Source organism: Streptomyces sp. NPDC017529 (assembly GCF_044329785.1).
GTDB lineage: Bacteria > Actinomycetota > Actinomycetes > Streptomycetales > Streptomycetaceae > Streptomyces.
The window spans coordinates 307,808-331,135 of the sequence record NZ_JBIRJY010000002.1; the positions used below are offsets into that span (position 1 = coordinate 307,808).

General features: G+C 71.5%; 26 protein-coding genes. 15 read left to right on the top strand and 11 right to left on the bottom strand.

The features are described from left to right. Positions 1–19: 19 nt before the first annotated feature. On the top strand, positions 20–349 hold the full coding sequence (locus ACH4K4_RS05065) for a helix-turn-helix domain-containing protein (RefSeq protein ID WP_398164901.1): 330 nt from the start codon (positions 20–22) through the stop codon (positions 347–349). A 142-nt stretch (positions 350–491) separates the two neighbouring features. Here ACH4K4_RS05065 and ACH4K4_RS05070 read toward each other — a convergent pair whose 3' ends face one another. Beyond that, complete coding sequence (locus ACH4K4_RS05070; protein ID WP_398164902.1) at positions 492–1,208, bottom strand: DUF4232 domain-containing protein; 717 nt, start codon at positions 1,206–1,208, stop codon at positions 492–494. A 291-nt stretch (positions 1,209–1,499) separates the two neighbouring features. On the opposite strand from ACH4K4_RS05070, the gene ACH4K4_RS05075 reads away from it, so the two are divergent. The 4 genes from ACH4K4_RS05075 to ACH4K4_RS05090 all read left to right on the top strand — a co-directional run bounded on the left by ACH4K4_RS05075 (position 1,500) and on the right by ACH4K4_RS05090 (position 6,016). Further along, entirely contained in the window at positions 1,500–2,354 is an 855-nt protein-coding gene (locus tag ACH4K4_RS05075) for an FG-GAP repeat domain-containing protein (protein WP_398164903.1), read from the top strand. A gap of 248 nt (positions 2,355–2,602) precedes the next feature. Then, complete coding sequence (locus ACH4K4_RS05080) at positions 2,603–3,307, top strand: DUF2470 domain-containing protein (RefSeq protein WP_398164905.1); 705 nt, start codon at positions 2,603–2,605, stop codon at positions 3,305–3,307. 474 nt (positions 3,308–3,781) lie between these two features. Next, positions 3,782–4,966 carry an acyltransferase family protein gene (locus tag ACH4K4_RS05085; RefSeq protein WP_398164907.1) on the top strand — a complete coding sequence of 395 codons (1,185 nt, stop codon included), beginning with the start codon at positions 3,782–3,784 and terminating at the stop codon, positions 4,964–4,966. 72 nt (positions 4,967–5,038) lie between these two features. Continuing rightward, complete coding sequence (locus ACH4K4_RS05090; protein WP_398164909.1) at positions 5,039–6,016, top strand: pirin family protein; 978 nt, start codon at positions 5,039–5,041, stop codon at positions 6,014–6,016. Positions 6,017–6,087: 71 nt separating this feature from the next. Here ACH4K4_RS05090 and ACH4K4_RS05095 read toward each other — a convergent pair whose 3' ends face one another. Continuing rightward, positions 6,088–6,501, bottom strand: a complete 414-nt coding sequence (locus ACH4K4_RS05095; protein ID WP_398164911.1) for a hypothetical protein — start codon at positions 6,499–6,501, stop codon at positions 6,088–6,090. 107 nt (positions 6,502–6,608) lie between these two features. Continuing rightward, a complete protein-coding gene (gene tatA, locus ACH4K4_RS05100; RefSeq protein WP_398164912.1) occupies positions 6,609–6,854 on the bottom strand; it encodes a Sec-independent protein translocase subunit TatA in 246 nt (81 codons plus the stop codon). A gap of 90 nt (positions 6,855–6,944) precedes the next feature. On the opposite strand from tatA, the gene ACH4K4_RS05105 reads away from it, so the two are divergent. After that, positions 6,945–8,498 carry an LCP family protein gene (locus ACH4K4_RS05105; protein WP_398164913.1) on the top strand — a complete coding sequence of 518 codons (1,554 nt, stop codon included), beginning with the start codon at positions 6,945–6,947 and terminating at the stop codon, positions 8,496–8,498. On the opposite strand, the gene mgtA is transcribed toward ACH4K4_RS05105, so the two are convergent. Further along, positions 8,489–11,443 (bottom strand): magnesium-translocating P-type ATPase, encoded by a 2,955-nt coding sequence (mgtA, locus tag ACH4K4_RS05110; RefSeq protein WP_398164914.1) that lies wholly within the window; start codon positions 11,441–11,443, stop codon positions 8,489–8,491. The genes ACH4K4_RS05105 and mgtA overlap by 10 nt on opposite strands. Then, positions 11,427–11,786 carry an ArsR/SmtB family transcription factor gene (locus ACH4K4_RS05115; protein WP_398164915.1) on the bottom strand — a complete coding sequence of 120 codons (360 nt, stop codon included), beginning with the start codon at positions 11,784–11,786 and terminating at the stop codon, positions 11,427–11,429. The genes mgtA and ACH4K4_RS05115 overlap by 17 nt, the downstream gene beginning before the upstream one ends. A gap of 604 nt (positions 11,787–12,390) precedes the next feature. On the opposite strand from ACH4K4_RS05115, the gene ACH4K4_RS05120 reads away from it, so the two are divergent. From ACH4K4_RS05120 to ACH4K4_RS05145, 6 genes are all read left to right on the top strand, one after another. Then, positions 12,391–12,555, top strand: coding sequence for a hypothetical protein (locus ACH4K4_RS05120; RefSeq protein WP_398164916.1), 165 nt, complete (start codon positions 12,391–12,393; stop codon positions 12,553–12,555). A gap of 97 nt (positions 12,556–12,652) precedes the next feature. Next, positions 12,653–12,946, top strand: a complete 294-nt coding sequence (locus ACH4K4_RS05125; protein ID WP_398164918.1) for a Dabb family protein — start codon at positions 12,653–12,655, stop codon at positions 12,944–12,946. Positions 12,947–13,216: 270 nt separating this feature from the next. Beyond that, entirely contained in the window at positions 13,217–14,026 is an 810-nt protein-coding gene (locus tag ACH4K4_RS05130; RefSeq protein ID WP_398164919.1) for an RNA polymerase sigma factor SigF, read from the top strand. A 190-nt stretch (positions 14,027–14,216) separates the two neighbouring features. After that, positions 14,217–15,053: an RNA polymerase sigma factor SigF gene (locus ACH4K4_RS05135; RefSeq protein ID WP_360125082.1), complete on the top strand. Its 837-nt coding sequence runs from the start codon at positions 14,217–14,219 to the stop codon at positions 15,051–15,053. A gap of 688 nt (positions 15,054–15,741) precedes the next feature. Further along, positions 15,742–15,948: a hypothetical protein gene (locus ACH4K4_RS05140; protein WP_398164920.1), complete on the top strand. Its 207-nt coding sequence runs from the start codon at positions 15,742–15,744 to the stop codon at positions 15,946–15,948. 34 nt (positions 15,949–15,982) lie between these two features. After that, positions 15,983–17,209 carry a methyltransferase domain-containing protein gene (locus ACH4K4_RS05145; protein WP_398164921.1) on the top strand — a complete coding sequence of 409 codons (1,227 nt, stop codon included), beginning with the start codon at positions 15,983–15,985 and terminating at the stop codon, positions 17,207–17,209. A 122-nt stretch (positions 17,210–17,331) separates the two neighbouring features. Here the strand turns inward: ACH4K4_RS05145 and ACH4K4_RS05150 are convergent, their stop codons facing one another. Then, on the bottom strand, positions 17,332–17,979 hold the full coding sequence (locus tag ACH4K4_RS05150; protein ID WP_398164922.1) for a CatB-related O-acetyltransferase: 648 nt from the start codon (positions 17,977–17,979) through the stop codon (positions 17,332–17,334). Positions 17,980–18,424: 445 nt separating this feature from the next. Continuing rightward, entirely contained in the window at positions 18,425–18,829 is a 405-nt protein-coding gene (locus ACH4K4_RS05155) for a MerR family transcriptional regulator (protein ID WP_398164923.1), read from the bottom strand. Between the two features lie 59 nt (positions 18,830–18,888). On the opposite strand from ACH4K4_RS05155, the gene ACH4K4_RS05160 reads away from it, so the two are divergent. Next, entirely contained in the window at positions 18,889–19,824 is a 936-nt protein-coding gene (locus ACH4K4_RS05160; protein WP_398164924.1) for an NAD(P)-dependent oxidoreductase, read from the top strand. On the opposite strand, the gene ACH4K4_RS05165 is transcribed toward ACH4K4_RS05160, so the two are convergent. Together ACH4K4_RS05165 and ACH4K4_RS05170 are read right to left on the bottom strand one after the other, a co-directional pair. Further along, positions 19,815–20,420, bottom strand: coding sequence for an HD domain-containing protein (locus tag ACH4K4_RS05165; protein ID WP_398164925.1), 606 nt, complete (start codon positions 20,418–20,420; stop codon positions 19,815–19,817). The genes ACH4K4_RS05160 and ACH4K4_RS05165 overlap by 10 nt on opposite strands. 81 nt (positions 20,421–20,501) lie before the next feature. After that, positions 20,502–20,768 (bottom strand): GntR family transcriptional regulator, encoded by a 267-nt coding sequence (locus tag ACH4K4_RS05170; RefSeq protein ID WP_398164926.1) that lies wholly within the window; start codon positions 20,766–20,768, stop codon positions 20,502–20,504. Positions 20,769–21,058: 290 nt separating this feature from the next. On the opposite strand from ACH4K4_RS05170, the gene ACH4K4_RS05175 reads away from it, so the two are divergent. Then, complete coding sequence (locus tag ACH4K4_RS05175; protein ID WP_398164927.1) at positions 21,059–21,196, top strand: hypothetical protein; 138 nt, start codon at positions 21,059–21,061, stop codon at positions 21,194–21,196. Beyond that, positions 21,193–21,477, top strand: coding sequence for a hypothetical protein (locus ACH4K4_RS05180; RefSeq protein ID WP_398164928.1), 285 nt, complete (start codon positions 21,193–21,195; stop codon positions 21,475–21,477). Before ACH4K4_RS05175 ends, ACH4K4_RS05180 begins: the two co-directional genes overlap by 4 nt. Positions 21,478–21,484: 7 nt before the next feature. Here the strand turns inward: ACH4K4_RS05180 and ACH4K4_RS05185 are convergent, their stop codons facing one another. Further along, complete coding sequence (locus tag ACH4K4_RS05185) at positions 21,485–21,700, bottom strand: hypothetical protein (protein ID WP_398164929.1); 216 nt, start codon at positions 21,698–21,700, stop codon at positions 21,485–21,487. Positions 21,701–21,771: 71 nt separating this feature from the next. Next, a complete protein-coding gene (locus ACH4K4_RS05190) occupies positions 21,772–23,301 on the bottom strand; it encodes a monooxygenase (RefSeq protein WP_398165408.1) in 1,530 nt (509 codons plus the stop codon). Positions 23,302–23,328 lie beyond the last annotated feature (27 nt).

Consider the following 23,328-nt stretch of genomic DNA (forward strand, 5'->3'; position numbering starts at 1 on the left):
CCGGTATTAGAATGGGGTCATGGTCAGGTTGCCGCTCACCCCCGCCGAGGTCGAACGCGGAGAGCGCCTCGGCGCCCTGCTCCGCCGAGCCCGGGGCTGCCGCTCGATGCTGGACGTGGCGCTCGCTTCGCACATCTCGCCGGAAACCCTGCGAAAGATCGAATCCGGCCGGGTGGCCACCCCCGCCTTCCCGACCATCGCAGCGATCGCCGACACCCTCGGCCTGTCTCTCGACGCCGTCTGGGCCGAGATGAGCCAGGCGGAGGAGGCCGTCGCGGACCGAGGCCGGGGCCAGGACCAGGACCAGCCGGTCCTGTCTGTCACAGGACGTCCCGCGCTGGTTTCGTGACGCCGGGCCGCCCCTGAGTGGCCCGTACTCAGCGGACGTTCACCGTCGCCGGGCCGGAGGCCCGCTGGCCTACGGGGTGGCGGTCGTCACCTGGTCACGAACTTCCCTCGTCCGTATAGGCCCTTACATAGGTCTTGGGTGGTCAGCCGATGGGGTTGACGTAGGTGGCCGGGTGGGTGGCGCCGCGCTGGTCGACGAGCGGGCCCCAGGGCCAGTTCAGGGTCAGGGAGGTGGTCTCGTTGGGCGGGGTGACGGCCACGGTGGCGGGCTTCCAGGAGCCTTCGTCGTTCTCCTTGGCCGTGCCGAGGTTGAGGGTGAAGTCGGTGGAGTCGCCGGGGCCCAGGGTGATCGAGCCGTGCTGGGCCGAGGAGCGGGCCAGCGACCAGACGGGGCCGCCGGCGTCGGGCTTGAGGTCCACGCCCGCGAAGCCGCCGATCTTGCAGGTGCGGCCGCTCTTGTTGGTCAGCACGATGCTGGTGGTCGTCGAGCCGCCCGCGTTCGGGTCCGGGGTCGCGTCCTCGCCGGTGGCGAAGGCGGCCTTGAGGTCGGAGGTGTGGCAGCGCTGGGAGCCCGAGCCCGCCTTGCCACCCCGGGCGGCGTTCGCGCTGCCGGACTGCTTTCCCACAGGCCCCGTCTTGCCGTCGGCCTTGGCGCCGGCCTCCGCGCCGGAGCCCGCCTGGGGGTCGGCGCCCTGCACCGCGGCGGCCGCGTCCGTGTCCATGTGGGCCGCGGCCTTCGTGCCGGTGGCGGCGTCCGAGCCGGAGCAGGCCGTCAGGGTGAGCCCGGCGACCGCGGTCAGGGCCGCGGCGGCGACGCGGAGGGTACGGCGGCGGGCGGTGCGGGTGATGGTGGCGTTCATTTCGGGCCCCCCCCGGGGCAGTTGGTGGCGTTGCTTCCTCGGTACGTCTCCGATCCTGTCCAAGGCCCTTAGCGAGAGGCTGCCGCTCCGCTAACACCCGGCTAACACCCCCACCCGAAGGCCGTACGGGGGCCTCTTCTAATCTTTGGGCCAAGAGCTGTGGGGGGACCGCATGACTCGTGCCAGAACACTCGTGCCAAAACACTCGTGTCAGAACATTCGCTCCGGCTTGCTGGTTGCCGGCGTGAGGTGCCGCATGACCGGTTCCTCCCCCGACCACCCGGAGTTCCTTTGAAGCGACTCGCTCACCGTCGGCGCGCCATCGCGCGCCTGGCCACCGTGGCCACGGCCGTCACCCTGGCCGCCACGGTCACCGGCACTGCCGTAGCGGCCAACGCCGCGACGTCCGGGCCGACGCCCACCGCGCCGTCTTTCTTCCTGAACGGCATTCTCCCGTCGGGTCAGATGTACACGTACCTCCGGGACGGGAAGGGCGGCCTCGACTCCCGTTCGGGTGCCTACGTCTGGAAGGGCCTCAAGTTCTCGGTGTCGGTCGATCCCGACCTGACCGGGTACCAGGACGGCGACTACCACGTCATGACGAACGGGGTGGTCAACCAGTGGCGTGACGGCAAGCTCAAGCAGGTGGCCACCGGTTGGCAGCAGTACACCAGCGTCCTGTCGCCCGGCACCCTGGCCCGCGCCGCCCACCCGGACCTGCTGGCCCGTGACGGGCAGGGCGTCCTGTGGCGCGTCCAGACCAAGGCGGACGGCACGCTGGCGCCGCGCGTCAGGATCGGCGCGGGCTGGAACCAGTACTCCCAGATCACCGGGGTCGGCGACTACTCCGGCGACGACAAGCCGGACATCGTCGCCCGCGACAAGCAGGGCGTGCTCTGGCTGTACAAGGGCACCGGCGACGGGAGCAAGCCGTTCGCGCCGCGCACCCGGATCGGCGCCGGCTGGAACCAGTTCAACAAGCTGGTGGCCACCGGTGACGTGGACGTCGACCGCCGCAGCGACCTGCTCGCCCGCGACACCAAGGGCGACCTGTGGCTCTACAAGGGCACCGGAAAGGCGTCCGCGCCGTTCAAGCCCCCCGTCAAGATCGGTTACGGCTTCCAGCAGTACCGGGACATCTTCTGACGTCATCCGCTCGAAGTGAGCCGCCTCCGATCCGCGACAGCGGGTCGGAGGCGGTTTTTTGGTGCGCTTCGCGGGTCCGGTGGCCGGTGGGGCGGGTGCGCCGCAAAGGGCAGGTGAGTCGATAGGTGAGGGTGAATCGATGGGGGCGGATGCGCCGCAGGGGGCGGGCTAGCCGCTCGGACATAGGTTAGGTTAGCCTCACCTAAGTGCTTCGCCTTGTGTCTCCCTACCCGCGCCTGGAGAACCGGATGCGCCCTTTCACAGCCCGCGCCACCACACCGACAGCCGCCGAGCGCGTCCGGTCGATCCTGGCCACCGCCCATTCGATGACCGTGGTGAGCGACGGACTCCACACCGAAGTGCGCCGCCTCGACGGCAGCCGGGCGATGAGCCATTTCCACCTGCACGCGCCGTTCGAGGGCACTGACGCCCAGACGGCGACGCGCGTCCCGGTCGGGCTGGAGTTCACCGACATCGCCCCCACCCCCGTACGCGACCGCGTACGGGCCCGCGTCACGGTGACCGGGCTGCTGACCGCCCCGTTCGACACGGAGGCCACGACGAGCACGTGCGTGGAGTTCGGCCAGGCGCTTCTCGAAGACGCCCACGGGCGCGCCTACGTCACCCTCCAGGAGCTGGAGGCAACCGAACTCGACCCGCTCGCGACCAGCGAGGCGGGCATGCTGACCCACCTCGTCGACGACCACGGCGAACTCGTACCCCTGCTCCTGCGCCTCGTCCGCCCCCACCCGGACCACGGCATCCTGCGCGCCCTCCCGGTGGCGATGGACCGCTACGGCGTGACCCTGCGCCTTGAGTACCCGCACACCCACCACGACGTCCGGCTGCCGTTCAAGACTCCGGTGACCGACATCGACCAGGTCGGCACCCAGATCACCGCCCTCACGGCCACGGCGCGCCGCCTCTCGCACACGAGCCACCTGCTGACCTGACCCGCCGACCCGCCGACCGGCCGGCGAGAAGCGCGGCTTGACGGGGCCCCGCCCCGCCGTCATCACTCCCGACACCCCCCTGATGTGCGCAAACGCGATCAGGGGGGTGTTTCGCGTGGTATCTCCGCACCCGCGGCCCCCGCGAGCGCCCCGACCGCCGCGGAGTTGCGGGATACTCCGCCGTCCGTACGGCCGCTTCGCGGCGGGCGGCGGCCGACAGCCGTGCGAGCGTGCGCCGACTTGCCAAAGCCGACGCGGATCGTCAATTTGCCGCGCCGTGACGAACCCCGGACTTTCCCGCCGCGTCCTCTCCGGAGGACGTGGCCCGATGACGCGGCCCGGTTCGGCCCGGCGCCGTCGGCGAGTGTGACGAAAGCGGTATCTCCGACTATTGACAGGTTCTTCGCAACCTGTGTTTATCTTCTCCTTAATATATGGAGTGCCCCCAGACCAGGGCGCTTGGGGGGTAACAGGATGACCGAGCGCCGCTTGGGGAACAGGCTCGCCGCTCTCGACGGGCTGCGGCTGCTCGCCGCTTTGATGGTGGTCTTCTACCACTACGTCGCGCTGGCACGGCCGTGGGGACACGACACCGGCACGATCTTCCCGACCGCCCACAAGGCGGCGCAGTACGGCTGGCTCGGGGTTGAAGTCTTCTTCCTCATCAGCGGCTTCGTCATCTGTATGAGCGTGTGGGGGCGCACGGTGGGCGAGTTCGCCGTCTCCCGGCTCACCCGGCTGTTCCCCGCCTACTGGGCGGGCATCCTGCTCACGGCGCTGGTGGTGAAGGCGTGGCCCGAGGTCGACTCCTTCAGCGGCTGGGACCGGGTGATCACCAACCTGACCATGCTGCAGGCCGGCAACAACACCCCCAACGTCGATCCGGTGTACTGGACGCTCTTCGTGGAGCTCAAGTTCTACCTGATCATGGTCGTGGTGATGCTGTTCGGCGTCACGTACCGCAACTGCCTCATCCTGTGCGGCGTCTGGACGGCGGCGGCCGCCCTCGCGCCCATCATGCAGACGCCGCTGCTGACCGCGTTCGCGATGCCGCAGTACGCGCCGTTCTTCATCACGGGCATCGCCTTCTACCTGATGCGGCGCCACCGGCCCAACGCCATCCTGTGGGCCATAGTCGTCCTGCAACTGCTGCTCTCCCAGCGGTTCATCGACTACCGCATGGCCACCAGCCTGGGCAAGGCCGCAGCCGCCGCACTGCCCACCTGGCCCGCCCGCCTGGTCATCGTCGCCGGCTTCGTCCTCGTCGGCGCGATCGCGCTCGGCGTCTGCGACCGGATCCAGTGGAAGTGGCTCACCACCGCGGGAGCGCTCACCTACCCGCTCTACCTCATCCACATGAACATCGGCATGACCCTCATCCACCACTTCCGCAACCGGGTCTCCGCGCCGGTCCTGGTGGCCTCGGTGACCGTGCTCATGCTGGTCGCCGCCTGGGTCGTCCACCGCCTCGTCGAACGGCCCCTCGGCAAGTGGCTGCGCACCGTCATGCGCCGCGGCATCGACGACGTGCGCAGAAACGTCACTCCACGCCGCAGGCACGCCCGGCGCCCCGCACCGCCGGTACCCACCGTTTCCCGCGCACCGGAGTTCGAAACGGTGCCGCCGCAGCACTCCCGCGTCTTCGAATCGGCCCAGTAGCACCGGCCCGCCGGGACCGGTTCCGCGATAAAGTTGAACTCGCAATCATCTGGCCACGGGAAGGCGACGCGAGTGAGCAACGTCGAAGGGGAGCCCGCCGGGCCGCGCCGCACGCCGGCGAACGACGGCCGGGGGCCGCGCGTCGAGGTCCTCACCCCGCGTGACGTGCCCCTGGGCGGCCCGCGGGCGATGACCGTACGCCGTACGCTGCCGCAGCGCGGCCGTACGCTCATCGGCGCCTGGTGCTTCGCCGACCACTACGGGCCCGACGACGTCGCCGACACCGGCGGCATGGTCGTCGCCCCGCACCCGCACACCGGGCTCCAGACGGTGAGCTGGCTGTTCAGCGGCGAGATCGAGCACCGCGACAGCCTGGGCAGCCACGCCTATGTACGGCCGGGCGAACTGAACCTGATGACGGGCGGCCACGGCATCAGCCACTCGGAGGTGTCCACCGCGCGGACGACCGTCCTGCACGGGGTGCAGCTGTGGGTCGCGCTGCCCGAAGAACACCGCCACACGGAACGGGACTTCCAACACCACGCGCCCGGCTCCGTACGGATCGGCGGGGCCCAGGTCAGCGTGTTCCTGGGCGCGCTCGGCGGCGTCGTCTCACCGGTGCGGACGTTCACCCCGCTCCTCGGCGCCGAGATCGCCCTCGCCCCGGGGGCGACGGCCACCCTCCCCGTGGACCCCGCTTTCGAGCACGGCCTGCTCGTCGACCGCGGGAACGTCCGCGTGGCCGGCACCCTGCTGCGCCCCGCGGAACTCGGCTACGTGGCCACCGGCCCGTACAGTCTGACGCTGGCGAACGAGTCGGACGACACCGCCCGCGCGGTCCTGCTCGGCGGCACGCCGTTCGAGGAAGAGATCGTCATGTGGTGGAACTTCATCGGCCGCAGCCACGAGGACATCGTGCGGGCGCGGGAGGACTGGGATAAGGCCACCGAACGCTACGGAACGGTCGACGGCTACGACGGCGACCGCCTCCCCGCACCCGCCCTGCCGCACGCCGTCATCAAGCCGCGCGGAAACCCCCCGCGCCACTGACGCCTCGGCCCGGAGGGGGCGGGTTGCGGCAGGGACGGGCCTGCGGCGGGGACGGACCCCGCCGCCCCGTGTCAGCTCCTGCGGCGGCGGAACGCCTTGCGGACGAAGTGCACGATCAGCCAGATCACCACGATGATGATGACCAGGAAGATGATCAGCAGCACGATGAGGAAGATGCCGAGCTTCTTGAAGAAGCCCTTTTTCTTCTTCTTGTCCTTCTTCTCGGACTTGTCCTTGTCCTTGGAGCCGAAGGCAGCCTTCGCGTGGTGGTGGAAGGAGGCCGGTGCGGCCGCCGCCGGCGCGCCGCCGTCCTGCTGCTGGACGCTGTGTCCGTAGGCCACCGTGGACGCGGGTGCCGCCGCTGCCGCGGACCCCGCCGCCCCTATCAGGCCGAGCAGCAAAGCCACGACAACTGCGGTGATGCGCCCGCCTTTTGCCCGTACGGCGCGTACGGACGGTATGGAAGGCTTGTGCTCGGTGATCATCCGGTTCTGGTCCCCTCGTCATCGGTGCTGGGCGCGGCACGCGGCTGACGGCGCGCCGCCCCCATTATGGGCGGCGGCCCTTCCCGCCGACGCGCACCGCGGGCACCTCACCTGCCGGCCGCGGGCGTCCGCACGACCTCACCGGTTTTCGGGTCCTCCCCGGGCGCCTCGTCCTTCATCGCCTTGGTCTCGCTCTTGAGGATCCGCAGCGACTTGCCCAGGGCCCGCGCCGTGTCCGGCAGCTTCTTCGAGCCGAACAGCAGGATCACCACGAGCGCCACGATCAGCAGGTGCCAGGGCTCCAGCCCGTTCCGCAGCATCGCCGTCCGCCTTTCTTCCTCGGCGTCACTCACTTGCTAACTTGCTACATTGCGCAACTGTACAACCAATGAGCGGGAACGACCGTCTTCTTCGGCACAAGCCGCGCGGGTGAGGGTGCACACATGACAGCAAGCAGCCACAAGGCGGCCGCCGGGCGGGGCGGCAGGTCGGAGCGGACCGGGCGGGCGGCCGTACGCGGCAGGCGGCGGCCGCTGCGTACGGCCGGTATCGTCGCCGTCTCCCTGCTCGTCCTGGTCACCGCGGGCGCCGGCTGGTACTACTTCAAGCTGACCGGCAACATCACCACGTTCGGCGCCGACGGCGTCAGCCCGCAGCGCCCGGCGCAGGGCTCCGGCGGCCAGAACGTCCTGGTCATCGGCTCGGACTCGCGGTCGGGCGACAACAGCGCGCTGGGCGGCGGCGAGGGCGACGTGGGCCGCTCGGACACCGCGTTCCTGCTGCACATATACAAGGACGGCAAGCACGCGGTCGCGGTCTCCATCCCCAGGGACACCCTGGTGGACATACCCCCGTGCCGGCTGCCGAGCGGCAAGTGGACCGCGCCGCGGCACAACGCCATGTTCAACGCGGCCTTCTCGGTCGGCGAGAGCCCCCAGGGCAACCCCGCCTGCACCCAGAACACGGTGGAGAAGCTGTCCGGCGTACGCGTCGACCACACCGTCGTCGTCGACTTCGAGGGCTTCTCGAAGATGACGTCCGCCGTCGGCGGCGTACCCGTCTGCCTCCCCAAGGACGTCTACGAGGGCGACCTGAACCCGAACCGCCACTCCCGCGGCGAGCGGATCTTCGCCAAGGGCCCGCAGACCGTCTCCGGACAGCAGGCACTCGACTACGTCCGCCTCCGGCACGGCATCGGCGACAACTCGGACATCGGCCGCATCCAGCGCCAGCAGGCCTTCGTCGGCTCGCTCATCAAGAAGGTCAAGGACCAGGGCTTCAACCCGGGCACCCTGCTGCCGCTGGCCGACGCCGCCACCCGGTCCATGACCGTCGACCCGGGCCTGGACTCGGCCGACAAGCTGCTCTCCTTCGCGATGTCCCTGAAGGACATCGACCTGCACAACACCAAGTTCATCACGCTGCCGTGGCGCTACCAGGGCGAACGCGTCGCGGTCGTCCACCCGGCGGCGGACACGCTCTGGGCGGACATCAAGGCGGACCGCACCCTCGACGGCGAGCACGCCGGCGGCCCGTCCGACGGGACCGCGCCCCGGGCCCCCGCCGGCGGTACGGCCACCGACGCGGGCGCCGGGACCGGTACGGGCATCAGTGTCGCCGTCTACAACGGCACCACCACGACCGGGCTGGCCGCCCGCGCCGCCGGGCAGCTGAAGGCCGCCGGGTTCACCGTCACCGGCACGGCGACCGCGCGGTCCCAGGACCACGCGGCCACCACCGTCGAGTACGGCGCCGGCAAGGAGGCCCAGGCCCGCACCGTCGCGGCCCGCTTCCGCGACGCCCGGCTGGTGCCGACGGCCGCCACGGGCATCAAGGTCGTCCTCGGCGCCACGTACGCGGCCGACCCGGCCGCCGAGGGCCCCACCGCTGCCTCCGCCGGACCCGCCCCCTCGCCCTCGCCCTCCTCGTCCTCGTCGATCGCCGGCCAGGCACGCTCCGCCGACGACGACATCTGTTCGGGGCTGTCCTACGGCTGAGGCACCGGCCCGGGAGCGGTCTCCGGCGCCGTCCGCCGGTCGTACCGCGCCTTGGCCCACGCCAGCCCGGCCCCGTACAGCACCAGCACCGCCGCCAGCAGCCCGTAATAGAGGGGAGGCAGCGCCGCCATCCCCAGCAGCGGCCCCAGCGGCGACGGCGGCAGCAGCAACCCGACGACGGCGAGCGCGCACACGGCGGCACAGACCGGGCCCGGCGCCCGGCCCTCCGCCGAACGCCGCCCGGTGCGCAGCAGATACATCACCAGCGCCTGCGTCAGCAGGTTCTCCGTGAACCACCCGGCGTGGAAAGCGTCCTGCCCGCCCGGGTGCCCCGAGCCCTGCACCGCGAGCACCAGTACCCCGAACGTGGCCAGGTCGGCGGCCGCGTTGAGCAGGCCGAACCCGGTGATGTAGCGCAGCAGGTCGGCGGGGCGCAGGACCGCCGGCCTGCGCAGCGCGGCGGGCCCCGGCCGGTCGAAGGCGAAGGCGAGCTGGACCGCGTCGAAGCACAGGTTCTGGACCAGGACCTGCGCCGGAAGCATCGGCAGAAAGGGCAGCAGCAGCCCGGCGCCGAGCATCGCGATGACGTTGCCGAGGTTGGAGGAGAGGGTGATGCGCAGGTACGTGGCGATGTTGGCGGTGCTGCGGCGGCCCGCGAGGACCGCGTCGTCGATGGCGTTCAGGTCCTTCGAGGCGAGGACGACGTCGGCCGCCTCGCGCGTCACGTCGACGGCGTCGCGCGGGGCGACCCCCACATCACAGGCGTGCAGGGCGGGCAGGTCGTTGACGCCGTCACCGAGGAAGCCGACGGTGCGGGGCGGCGCCGGTACGTCCGTTTCCGTGCGGGCCGCCGCCTTACGGGCCGCACGCCCCTTGCGCGTACCGGTGCCGTCGCCCGCCCGCAGCGCCCCCACGATCCGCGCCTTGTGCTCCGGCGTGCACCGCGCGAACGCCGTCGTCCGGGCGGCCAGCCGCGCCAGCTCGGCATCCGTGAGCCCGTCGATCCGGTCGGCGGTGAGCACCGCGCCGGGGCCGGTGTCGAGCCCCAGTTCGCGGCAGACGTGGGCGACGGTGCCCGGGTGGTCGCCGGTGAGAACCTTGACGGCGACGCCGCGCCGCGCGAGCGCGGCGCAGGCAGCGGCGGCGGTCGGCGCGAGCGCGTCGCGCAGCCCGACGAAGCCGACGAGGGTCAGGCCGCGCTCGTCAGAGGGCGTGTACGGGCCGGACCTGGCGGGCCGCTCGGCGACCGCGACGGCCAGCAGCCGCAGCCCGTCCGCCGTCCGCTCCGCCACGAGCCGGGCCAGCCCCTCCCGGGCCGCGCCGTCCAGCTCGGTGTCCGCTCCCCCGGCCCGGGCGCGGGCGCAGCGCTCCAGTACGTCTTCGGGCGCGCCCTTGACCACCAGCGTGTGCGTGCCGAGCCGGGGCCCGGCCGCCGCAGCTTCCGTACGGACCACCGCGCACGAGGTGCGGCGGACCGGGTCGAACGGCAGGGCGGCGATGCCCTCGTACGCGAGCAGCTCCTCGAAGGCGTCCTCGGCCGCCTCCAGGACCGCTTCGTCGAGGGCGTCCGGGGTGGGCAGCTCGGCGAGCTGGAGTGTCCACAGGCTGTTGACGGCGGCCCAGTGCAGCGGCTCGGGCGCGGGCCGGCCGTCGGGTCCGAAGGAGCAGTCGAGGACCGGCCGGTCCTGGGTGAGGGTGCCGGTCTTGTCCGTGCACAGCACGTCGATCGCGCCGAGGTCGTGCAGCGCGGGCAGCCGCTTGACGATCACCTCGCCGCCGCGCGCGAGCAGCGCGGCGCCCCGGGCGAGCGCGGTGGTGACGATGACCGGCAGCATCTCGGGGGTGAGCCCGACCGCCACCGCCACGGCGAACGGCAGCGTTTCCAGGCCGCGCCCGCGCAGCGCGGCGTTGGCCATCAGCACCAGCGGCGGGGTGAGGAGCATGAAGCGGATGAGCGTCCAGGAGATCCCGTTCACCGAGCGGTCGAAGGCGCTCTCCCGCGACCGCCGCGACCGCCGCGGCGGCTTGCGCGGACCGGCCGGCCGCCCGGTGTCCGTACCCGACGGCTGCCGGTACGTACCGGCGAACACGGTGTCGGCGCCGGTCGCCAGCACCACCGCGGTCGCGCTGCCGGACGCGACACTGCTGCCCTGGAAGCACAGCTCGGGGCGTTCGAAGAGGCCCGCGCCACGGTCGGCCGTACGGCCCGCTCCGTCTCCCGGCACCTCGACCGGGTACTTCGCCACCGGCGCCGACTCGCCCGTCAGCGGCGCCTGGCGCACCGTCAGGCCGCTCGCCCGCAGCAGCCGCAGGTCCGCCGGCACCAGGTCCCCCGGCCCCAGCCGGATCACATCGCCGGGCACCAGCTGATCGACCGGGATCTCCCGGGCGGCCGCGCCCTGCGCAGTGCCCCGGGCTCGCGCGGGCGCCCCGGCGCGCGCGACCGGACCGGCGGCGCCGGCCCCCGCCCTGCGCTGCACCGTCGCCGTCGTGGCGATCAGCTCGCGCAGCGCCGCCGTGGACCGCTCCGCCCGGTACTCGCCGCTGGTCCGCAGCACCGCGCTGACCACCACCAGGACGGCGATCACACAGGCCGCCCCCCAGGACGCGACGGCGGCCGACACCAGGGCCAGGCACAGCAGTACGGTCGTGAACGGGTCGCGCAGGCTGCGGACGAAACGCCACGGGCGCCCCGACGGCCGCCGCTCGGGCACCGCGTTCTCGCCGTACCGCAGCAGCCGCGCCTCGGCCTGCGCCTCGGTCAGGCCGCGCGGCCCGCTCTCCAGGAGGCGCAGTACTTCCAGTGCCGTCAGCCCGGGCGCGTCCCGCAGGGCGGCGCCGCTCCCCGCGCGCCCTCCCGCCGGTACGGCCGGCGAGCCCGGCTCCGGCTTCCCCTCCGTACGAGCGGTTCCGGAGCCCGCGACCTGCTCAGGCGCCCAGACCACGGACGTGTCCCGGCACCGCCGGGCCGCCGGCCCGGTCGGTCAGCTGCCCCACCAGCCACCGCACCATCGACACCACATCGGGGTCGTCCACCAGATACACCACGCGTCGCCCCTCGCGCCGCGACCGCACCAGCCCCGCCAGCTTCAGCTTCGCCAGGTGCTGGCTCACCGCGGGCAGCGCGCCGCCCACCCGCTCCGCGAGCCCGCTGACGTCGCACTCGCCGTCCGCCAGCGCCCAGACGATGTGCAGACGCGCGGGCGACGCCAGCAGTCCGAACGTCGCCGCGGCCTCCGTCAGTACCTCGGCCGACGGATCCGCCACGTCCTCGACGCCACTCGTCACAGCCGTTCTCCATCCGCCCAGGGCCCCCGTGGGGTGGGCCCGTGCCCCCGAAAGGACCCAGTCTAGGCGCCGGGCACCGGACGCTTGCGTACAAAATGGAGGCCCCCTGCACACAAAAGGAGCCCCGGCTCCGGACCCGTGGGCCCGGAGCCGGGGCTCCACCGTGTGGTCGGGGGAAGCGGCAATCGGGGGGACACGCCGCCTCCCCCGTTGGTGGACCTGGCCTCAAAGCCCGCGCCGCTGTCAGGGGGGAAGCTCGCGGTGCGGGCCCCGCAGTGAGGCCGGGGTCCCTGCGCCCCGCGAATTCCTGCCAGGTCCGCCGGGCGCTCCACCATCCTGCTTCGCGGGTACGGCCGGCGACGCGGGCAAAGGGCCCCGCTCCAGAGGTCTTTGGTCCTTAAAGTCCCCGTCAGCAGCGCCGGCACCGGCGGCACCGAAGGGTGGCTACGCCTCACCGCCCTCGTCCGCTCCCCGGTTCCCGCCCGTATCGCCCCCTGGGTCACTCGGCCCGGCTCCACCCCTGGGGCGGGAGTGGTTAGACTCACCCGACCTGCACTGGGGAAGGGCAGGCGGGAGCTGCCGTAGGGGAGACGGGGACAGTCAGATGGCGCATGCGAAGAAGATCGCGCTGTACGTGGTCGTCATCTTCGTCCTGTACACGATCATCACGTCCCCGGCGCGCGCCGCCGATCTCGTCCAGATAGGGTTCGAGGGCATCTCGTCCGCCGCCCACGGCGTCGGCGAGTTCATGACCCAGCTGGTCTCGTAGGGCGGTCCGGCCACCGCGGGCTCCCGGCGGCACCCGGCGCGCCCGCCGGCCCCTGCCCGCCCGCGCGGACCCGCATGCACGCACGGAGGGCAGCCCAGTGATACGCCACCTGGTCCTTTTCAAGCTCAACGAGGGCGTCGCACGCGACGAGCCGCGGGTCGTGGCCGGCGTCAAGGCGTTCCGGGAGCTGGCCGACCAGATTCCCGAGCTGGAGTTCTGGGAGTGCGCCTGGAACATCACCGACCGGCCGATCGCGTACGACTTCGCCGTGAACTCCGCCGTGGCCGACCAGGACGCCCTCAAGCGCTATATCGAACACCCGGCCCATCAGGCCGCCGCGGGCCAGTGGCGCGAGTTCGCCACCTGGGTGATCGCCGACTACGAGTTCTGAGCCGCGGCCCCGCCCGCGCGCGAAGCCCCTCGCCCTTCCGGGGACGGGGGGCTTTCCCATGCCGGTACGCGCACGCGCCGCCACCACCCCGGCCACCGGCTCCCCGGGCGGCCCCGCACCGCGCTCGCCACCGGCCGCACGCCCCGCGCCGCGCCCCGCGCCGCGTTCAACTCCGCCATCAACACGGCATTATGCGGTGCTTGCACACAGTGCACATGTCTTGTGATGCTATGACCGCTTTTGCCGGATGAATGGACAGAGAAGGGTGGCGTGACCTTGACGGCACGAACTGCGCCCAAGGCGCCATCCCGCGAGAGCCGGAGCGCGGACACGCGTGCCCTCACGCAGGTGCTGTTCGCCGAGCTCGCCAGCCTGGAGCCGGGCACCCCGGAGCACACCCGGGTGCGCGCCGCCCTGATCGAGGCCAACCTGCCGCTGGTCCGCTACGCGGCGGCACGTTTCCGCAGCCGCAACGAGCCCATGGAAGACGTCGTCCAGGTCGGCACGATCGGTCTGATCAACGCCATCGACCGCTTCGACCCCGGGCGCGGCGTCCAGTTCCCCACCTTCGCGATGCCGACCGTCGTCGGCGAGATCAAGCGCTACTTCCGGGACAACGTCCGCACCGTCCACGTACCGCGCCGCCTCCACGAGCTGTGGGTCCAGGTCAACGGGGCCACCGAGGACCTGACCGTGCTGCACGGCCGCTCGCCGACCACCGCGGAGATCGCCGAACGGCTCAAGATCGGCGAGGACGAGGTGCTGGCCTGCCTGGAGGCGGGCCGCTCGTACCACGCGACGTCCCTGGAGGCCGCACAGGAGGGTGACGGGCTGCCGGGCCTGCTGGACCGCCTGGGCTACGAGGACCCGGAACTGGCCGGCGTCGAGCACCGCGACCTCGTACGGCATCTGCTCGTCCAGCTCCCCGAGCGCGAGCAGCGCATCCTGCTGCTCCGTTACTACAGCAACTTGACGCAATCTCAGATCAGCGCCGAGCTGGGGGTGTCGCAGATGCACGTGTCGCGGCTACTGTCGCGGAGCTTCGCACGACTGCGGTCCGCAAACAGGATCGAAGCCTAACCGGGACGGGCGACCCGCTCCTGCGCAGATATGTCGACTTGGCGCTACAGCGCGTTGCCGACATGTGACATTCTGCAGGAACCGTGTTTGCCGTGGCGTCGCCTCCGGTATTCAGGTGGAGGCATAAGTTCTCGGCCCGCCTGCGGGCCGAGGCGCCGCAGCGACCCGACCGCGACCTCAAGGGGGTGGCATGTCCGTAGAACTGGGCAGCTCGAAGGTGCTTCCCGCGATTCCCGCGCCGGCACCACATGTGCACGACGACGACGCTCTCAACACCCGTACGCTCTCCCGCTCCCTCTTCCTGCGGCTGGCCACGCTCGACAGGGACAGCGCGGAACGCACCTACGTCCGCGACACCCTCATCGAGCTGAACCTGCCGCTGGTGCGCTACGCGGCGGCACGTTTCCGCAGCCGCAACGAGCCGATGGAGGACATCGTCCAGGTCGGCACGATCGGTCTGATCAAGGCCATCGACCGTTTCGATTGCGAACGCGGCGTCGAATTCCCGACGTTCGCGATGCCGACGGTCGTCGGCGAGATCAAGCGTTTCTTCCGTGACACCTCGTGGTCGGTACGCGTCCCGCGCCGCCTCCAGGAGCTGCGCCTCGCCCTGACGAAGGCCAGCGACGAACTGGCCCAGAAGCTCGACCGCTCCCCCACCGTCACCGAACTGGCCCAGTGCCTCGGCGTATCGGAAGAGGACGTCGTCGACGGGCTCGCGGTGGGCAACGCCTACACCGCGTCCTCCCTCGACTCCCCCTCCCCCGAGGACGACGGCGGCGAGGGGTCCCTCGCGGACCGCCTGGGCTACGAGGACAGTGCCCTGGAGGGCGTCGAGTACCGCGAGTCCCTCAAGCCCCTCCTGGCCAAACTCCCGCCCCGGGAGCGCCAGATCATCATGCTGCGCTTCTTCGCCAACATGACACAGTCCCAGATCGGCGAGGAGGTCGGCATCTCCCAGATGCACGTCTCACGCCTGCTCACCCGCACCCTGGCCACCCTGCGCGAGGGCCTGATCTCCGACTGACCACCGCCCGACCCGCCCGACCCTGCCCCTGAGCCTCCGGCCGCTCGCCGTCACCGGCCGGACGCCTCCCTGATGCTCACCGATCCGCCGCCGTACGCGCGAAAACCCTGCCGTACCGGGCCTATGCAACTGACACCCCGTCAGCAACACTGGCCCGATGCGACGGACCACCCGCGCCCTCCGCACCGTGCGCGTCCCCCGCGCCCTTCTCCCCGCTGCCGCCCTGTGCCTGGCCGCGCTGCTCACCGCCTGCGGCGACGACAGCGGACGGGGTTACGCCGCGACAGGCGCCGCCGGCCCCGCAGACGGCCGAGCCCCCACCCGCCCGGTCCCCCCGGAGGACGGCATAGCGCTGACTCCCTTGGACGGCGCCGACTCTCCGGCAGCAGACCGCGGCACCACACCGCGTACGCCCTCGCCGTCGGCCCGCGACGTCACGCCCGCTCCCCGCCATGCCACCGAGCCGGACCGCCCCGCCCCGGGACCATCCGCCGCACACCAGGGCCCCCGCCCGGAGGCCCCCAGCGTTCCCCGGCCCCCCGTCGCCCACCCCGGGACTCCCACCCCCACTACCCCCACTCCGCGCACTCCGCCTCGCCTCACCCTCGGCCCCCTCCACCGCGCCGATGCGGACACCCGATGGTGCGAAAACGTATCCCTGAACCTCCACAACGCCGGTGACCTCCCGGTGACTTCGGGGACCATCACCTTCGGCACCCACATCATCGGTCCCCTAGGCGTCGACTGGTCCACCCGAACAACGACCCACGCCCTCCCCACCCCCCTCACCGGCCACTCCCGCCGCACCGCCACCTGGCGCATCTGCCTGCCGGCCTGGCGCGTCCCCCTGGGCATGCACATCGACACACGCGACGTGAAGGTGGACTGGCGGTAAGGCCACTCGCTGAGAGTGAGAAGACGGAAGTCACATGGGTTCGCGCAGAAAGCCGCCTCCCGCCCCGCAGCCGGTGACCGGAGTAATTCGGCATCGGGAGCGGGCCATCCGCCTGCTCGACGGGCTGGGTGCGTTCGAACGTCCCTGGATGCGTGAGGCGTTCCGTACGGTTCCCCGGGAGGCGTTCGTGCCGGACACCGTGTGGGTATGGCACGCCGACGACGACCGGTACCACCCGGTCGCCCGCGCCGACGACGAGGAGCGGTGGGCCGGGATGGTCCACCACCCCACCGGGTCCGTCGTCACGCAAGTGGACGACGGCCACCCCGTACACCCCGATGGCACGGGCGCGCTGCCGACCAGCTCGATCAGCGCCGCGAACGCCGTGATGACGACGCTCGCCGCAGCGGACCCGGACGCCGGAAGCCGGGTCCTGCACATCGGTACCGGCACCGGCTACGACTCCGCGCTGCTCTGCGAGCGGGTCGGCGCGGCCCGTCTCACCACCGTCGAGGTCGACCGGTCCCTGGCCGACGCGGCCCGCGGCCGTCTGCATCGCCTCGGCTACCGGCCCCGCGTGATCTGTGCGGACGGCGAGTCCGGGTGGCCGCAGCACGCGCCGTACGACCGTGTCCTGTGTACGGCGTCGCTCTCGCGCGTCCCCCACGCCTGGCTCGCGCAGTGCGCGCCCGGCGCGCGCATCGTCACGCCGTGGAAGTCCACCCTCCAGCCCGCCGGCCTGGCCGTCCTGACCGTCGCCGCCGACGGCCGCAGCGCCTCGGGCCGCTTCGGCGTGCCGCTGACCTTCATGGACCTGCGCGGCCAGCGACGTACCGACAACCCGCTGTCCCGCGTCTACACGCCGCAGCGATGGGCGGACAGCCGGTACGGCACGACCGCCCTCCCCCCGGACTTCCTCGACGACTTCCACGCCCGTTTCGCCCTCGGCCTCCGACTGCCCGGCGTCCACGCCACCCGCACGCCGGCACCGGACGGCGTCCCCGCCTGGTGGCTGTCCACGGGCGGCGCCTGGGCCTACCTCCACGCCGGTGAGACGTACCAGTGGGGCGACCGTGACCTGGCCACGGAAGCCGAGCGGGCCTACGGCTGGTGGCTGGAGGCGGGCAAGCCGCAGGTTTTCGCGTTCGGTATGACAGTGGACGGTGACGTCCAACGGACGTGGTTCGGTGACGTCGACGGGCCGAGCTGGCCGGCGGGGCCGCTTCCGAGGCCGTGTCGGGGTCGTCAACCCGCGGGCTGACCGCGGACGCGGCCGAAGGCTGGTTACTCCCGTCCCCCGCCGACGGCGGCCTTCGCGGACGTACCGGCGCTGCTGCCGCAGTTGCGCGCCGGCGCGCGGCCGGGTGGTCGCGGTCCGCTCGGCTAACCCTTCGGCGGCGCGACCGCCGCCAGTTCCTCCACCGTCCCGGACATGATCGTCCGGACGTGTTCGGTGATGTGCTCGGCGGGCCAGTCCCACCAGGCCAGTTCGAGCAGCCGCGCGACGTCCGCGTCGTCGTACCGGCGGCGGATGAGCTTGGCGGGGTTGCCGCCGACGATGCCGTAATCGGGTACGTCGTCCACGACGACCGCGCCCGAGGCGATGACCGCGCCGTGGCCGATCCGTACGCCGGGCATGGCCATCGACCGGTATCCGAACCACACGTCGTTGCCGACCACCGTGTCCCCCTTGCCCGGCAGCCCGCTGATCAGGTCGAAGTGATCGGCCCAGGAGCCGCCCATGATGGGGAACGGGAACGTCGAGGGCCCGTCCATGCGGTGGTTGGCGCCGTTCATGATGAACCGCACGCCCTCGCCGAGCGCGCAGTACTTGCCGATGACCAGCCGCTCCGGCCCGTAGTGGTACAGCACGTTGCGCGTCTCGAACGCGGTCGGGTCGTCCGGGTCGTCGTAGTACGAGAAATCACCGACCTCGATCAACGGCGAGGTGACCAGCGGCTTCAGCAGCACCACCCGCGGCTGGCCCGGCATCGGGTGCACGACGTTCGGGTCGGCGGGAACACGTGGCATCGCGTGGCGGCCTTTCGTACGGGAACGGGTCCGGATGACGGCCCCGCGGCATGATCCCAAACGGCACCGCCCCCGGCGATCGATTAACGGACGGGCCAATAGGCCGACGCCACTCCTCTATTGCCGTAACGGCAAAGGAACTTTCTGGCCTCCCCACCCCGGCGGCAGCCTGATGCGACCACAAGCCACCGAACACATCAGGGGGAAACACGATGTCCGTCTACGGCAGCAACGAGACCGCGCTCAGCACCGGTGACAACGCACCGCGCGGCAACCGCGTCCACCGCATCAGGAAAACCCCGACCCGGAAGTGCCCGTGGTCGTCGTCATCGCTCGCACCACACAGGAGCCGATCAAGGTGCCCGTACCGGAGCTGTACCGGCACGAGGAGGCCGGGTAGGCCGGGTAGGCCGAGGAGACCCGGCAGGCGCGCCGGGCCCTGGCGTCAGTCTCCTGCCTGCCGCGGGATGGGGCACGCCTCCGGATCGTCATCTCCGATGAGGGCTGTGGCGGCGATGACGGCGTCCAGCGCCTCTCGTGCGGCCAGCAGGCCGGCCACGGCCTCGTTGATGCGTTCACGTTCCCGGTTCAGGTCGGGCAGCATGCCGGAACAGGCCGGCGCCAGGGTTTGCCCGTCGTCGGCCATGCAGGGCATCAGTTCGGCGATCGTGGCGGTGCCGAGGCCGGCGCCGAGCAACATGCGGATGCCCCGGACGGTGGCCATGTCCTCTTCGGTGAACTCGCGGTACCCGCTCGGCCGCCGCGACGGCTTGAGCAGCCCCTGCTCCTCGTAGTAACGCAGCAGGCGTTGGCTGACCCCGGTCCGCCGGGAGAACTCCCCCATGCGCATGTGACGACCACCACGTTCAGTTGACTCTCACACCGATGAGAGACAGCAGTCTATGCCGCATGACGAACCAGCAACCGGCAAGTCCGCAGCACGCACCCGTCACCGTCATCGGCCTCGGACCCATGGGCCTCGCCCTCGCCGATACCCTTCTGGAACACGGCCACCCCACGACCGTCTGGAACCGCACCCCGGAAAAGGCCAACGGCATCGCCACCAAGGGGGCCCACCGCGCGGGAACCGTTGCCGAGGCGGTGGCCGCGAGCCCCGTCACGGTCATATGCCTCCAGGACTACGCAGCCATGTACGGGGTTCTCGGCTCCGCTGGTGACGCCTTGAAGGGCCGTGTACTGGTAAACCTCAACTCCGGTACGCCGAAGGAGGCGCACGCGGCGGCCAGCTGGGCGACCGAGCGTGGCGTCGCCTATCTGGACGGCGCGATCATGGTGCCGCCACCACTCGTCGGGCACCCCGAATCCGTCTTCCTTTACAGTGGCCCACAGCATGTCTTCGACGAGCACCGGGCGACGCTGGCAAGCATGGGCGGCCCCCGGTACCTCGGCCCCGACCCCGGCCTGGCAGTGCTGTACAACGCGGCGCTGCTCGACATGATGTACGCGACGATGAACGGCTTTCTGCACGCCACAGCGCTGGTCGGGTCGGCGAACGTCCCGGCGGTCACGTTCGCCGATCTCGCACTCAACTGGTTCATGCCCTCTGTGGTGACCTCGACCCTCACCGAGCAGGCTCCTGACCTGGACAAGGGCCATTACCCCGGCGACGCGGGCACCATGGAGATGAACCACCACGCGCTTGAGCACATCACCCGCACCTGCGTGGAGCAGGGCGTTCACTCCGACCAGCCGGAGCTGATGAAGGCAATCGCCGGGCAGGCGATCGCCCAGGGCCACGGCGGCAAGAACTACCTGGCCGTGTTGGAAGTCTTCAAGAAGGCGGCACAGGCTCCGGCTGTTGCACCCGCCCGGCCTCAGCCCTGATCGAGCGGATTGGACGTAGTCCGCTCCGCCCAGGCTCCCGCCATCAGCTTCGCCGCCGCGCACCCCGGCTTGCGCTCCGCCTGGTCCTGGAGCAGTCCTACGAAGGACTTGGCGAAGCCCAGCCGGGGGTACGCCTCGACGAGCGCGCCCCGGAAAGACGGGTCGAAGGCCTCCAGGCCTGACCCCGATACATCCGCGCTGGTTCCCACCTGCAACAACCGGCTCTCTACGTCAACTTCCGGCGCCACGTCTTCCCGCATGTGGAGCACGATCAGCTCGGCCGCCCGGTCGCGTCGCTCGGTCGGCCAGCCGAGGCCGGCCGTGAAGACCCGGGCCAGGTGCCCGCCGGTCTCTTCGAACGCGACCGTGTGGCTGTCGAAGGGCGGGACGAGGGCCAAGTCGTGCAGCAGCGACGAGACGAAGAAGAGTTCGCGGTCGAAGTCGAGTCCCCGCTCCTCCGCCCAGGCCGCGCCGAAAAAGTACGACCGTACGGAGTGGTGGTACAGCGCGGCGTCGGCGTATTCCTCACAGACCAGCCGCGCAGCCTCTGCCGCCCGCCCCACGGGAACGCGCACCCCGGCAACCTCGATCAACATCCGCCCAACCCCCCGACAGCCGCACATCATCACGTTGTGCGCAGCTTAGCCAGGAGTGGACTCCCACCCGCGCGTTACGGGTCAGGCCTCACCGGAGCCCTCCGCGGGCTTCTTCGGCAGGTCCTTGGAGACGAAGGAGCCCATGCCCGGCTCCGTGTAGATCAAGCCCTCCGCCCGGAGGCCGCGGTGCACCTTCTGGCCCGTGGACGTGGAGATTCCGAACTCGTTCAGCATCTCCACCACCGAAGGAACTCGGGTTCCCGGCAGGTAGGTGCCGTCTTCGATGCGCTGACGGATGATCCGCGCGACTTGGCGCCAACGCGGCTCATCAGGGGCAAATTCGATCACAGAACCAAGGTAAGCAGACGACAACATGGCACGCGAGACGTAGTTTGGTCACTTTGGTAGGTCTGGTAGCCAGGGCTACTAGACCGCACTATGGTCGCGAAGCGTCAGGAGCCCCGGCGGGTGCACCACCACCCCCGGGGCGTGGCCAACGCTGAACAAGGAGCGCCGACATGCGCCACCGTATCCGCCGGATCACGGCAAAGGTGAGGGAACTCCTCTCGCCGACGCCGACTGCGCCCTGCACAACCCTCCGCGCTCCCGTGCGCCCCGCACCTCGGAGTGCGCTTCGGGTGCTCGACGTACCGATCGACGGGGACGCCACGGCGCTCGTACGCCCGTACCTCGTCGCCTACGAGGCACACGCGTACGAGCAGCAGATCCGGCGCTTCGCGCGTCTCGGGGCGCTTCGTGGGGAGTTCGCCGCGTGAGCGGCGACGGCGTGCGGCTGCTGCCCTGGTCGCAGGAGAGCGGGAAGCAGTGTCTGCTGTCGACGGACGGCGACGGCTACGTGTCGCGGCTCGCGGACGACATGGAGGCGGCTCAGCTCGACATGGGTACGGAGCTGCTCGGGCACGCAGGGGCGTTGCTGGGCGAGTCCGCCGCCTCGGCCAGTGAACTGCGGTTTCTCGCCAACCGGTTGGTGGAGGCGCTGCACGACGCGCTGCGGGTCGCCGACAGCCGAGGCCGGCGGATTTCCGCCGTCGAGTGAGGGGACGTCAGGACAGCGCGAGCCACGCGGCGCCGACGACGACCGCGATCGCGACGATCACGCCGACGATCAGGCCGATGCGCGGCCCGGCCGACTGCTCCTGGACGGCTGCCCGGCGGCCGCCGCCCTGGGGCGCGCCCTCGTCCACGAAGGCGCGGAACATCTGCGTGCTGCCGGCCGGGTCGTGGTTGCCGTTGGCCGGGTTCTGCTGGTAGTTCGCCATAGGCCAGGACCCTAGCGAACCCGGCATGCCCGGCACACCCCTGGGCCCCGTGCGTCACAGCACAGTTGCCCTCACGTCCCGGCCCCTGCCCCTGTCCCGGCCCCGGTCCCGGCCCAGGCCGTCAGCGCCTCGTGACGCTCCGCGCGGCGGGCCCGTACGTCGGTGGTGCGGGTGGCCCAGGCGATGTGGCCGTCGGGGCGTACGAGGATCTCGGTCACTCCGTGCAGGTCCGGGTGGTCGTCGCGGCCCGTGACGGTGACGGCGGTGACGCGTGTGCCCCAGCCCGGCGTGACGGCGGGTACCAGCTCCGGGTCGCCCGTGAGGTCGAGGAGGACGTACCGGCCCGCGGGGAGGAGTTCGTAGACCCGTATCGCGTCCGACGTGGCGGTGGTCAGGCCGATGTCGGGCATGCGCCGTCCCGCCAGCGGATCGGCCTCCGGTGCCGTCGGCTCGTACGCGGTGCCGAGCGCGGAGACCCTGGCGGCGAGCGTGCGGTTGACCTCGTCCATGCCGAGGAGTTCGTCGAAGAGGGCGCGTAGCGCGGTGGCTGGGCGCTGATACCGCGGTACGAGCGTCAGTTCGGCCAGCAGGGTCTGGACCTCGGTGTTATCGGTGACTGCCCGCCCCACCGGGCGGCGTTCCGCGTCGTAGCTGTCCAGCAGGCCGGGCGGCGCCCAGCCGTTGACCTCGGCGGCCAGCTTCCAGCCGAGGTTCGCGGCGTCCTGGAGGCCGGTGTTCAGGCCCTGGCCCGCCGCGGGGAAGTGGATGTGGGCGGCGTCGCCCGCGAGGAGGACGCGGCCTCGGCGGTAGCTTTCGGCGAGGCGGGTGGCGTTGCCGAAGCGGGAGAGCCAACGGGGCTCGCCGACACCGCAGTCGGTGCCGCAGATCCGGACCAGGGACGCGCGGACCTCCTCCAGGGTGACGGGTTCGCCGGCCGGCACCCGCAGCCGCTCCGGGTCCAGGTAGACGAGGCGGGTCAGGCCGTCCTCCAGCGGCGCGACCAGCACGCCCCGCGCGCGGGCCGCGTCGAGGCCGGTGCCGGTCACCGCGAAGTCGCCGAGTACGCCGGTGAGGGTCTCGTCGGTCCCCGGGAAGGCAATGCCGGCGGACTGCCGTACGACGCTGCGTCCGCCGTCGCAGCCGACGACATAGCCGGTGCGTACGGTCTCGACGCTGCCGTCGCCGCCGCGCACCCGCACCTCCACGCCGCCGTCGTCCTGGCTCAGCCCGGCGACCTCGTACCCCCGCTCGATCTCGACGCCCAGTTCGCGGGCCCGCTCCGCGAGCAGCGCCTCGGTGTGCGCCTGGGCGATGAACAGGGTGTAGGCGTGCCGGGAGTCCAGTGCGGAGAAGTCCAGGTGGGTGGGGAGCTGGGCGAAGTGCCAGCCGGGCACGGCCCGGCCGAGCGGCAGGAAGCGGTCGAGCAGTCCGCGCTGATCCATCAGCTCCACGCTGCGCGGGTGCAGGCTCAGCGCCCTGGAGTCGCGCTGCGGTGCGGTACGGCGTTCCAGGACGCGGGGCCGCACGCCGACCAGGGCCAGTTCGCAGGCGAGCATCAGGCCGGTGGGCCCCGCGCCGACAACGATCACATCGGTGTTCATGGCCATGGAGAGGTCCTCCCAATTTAG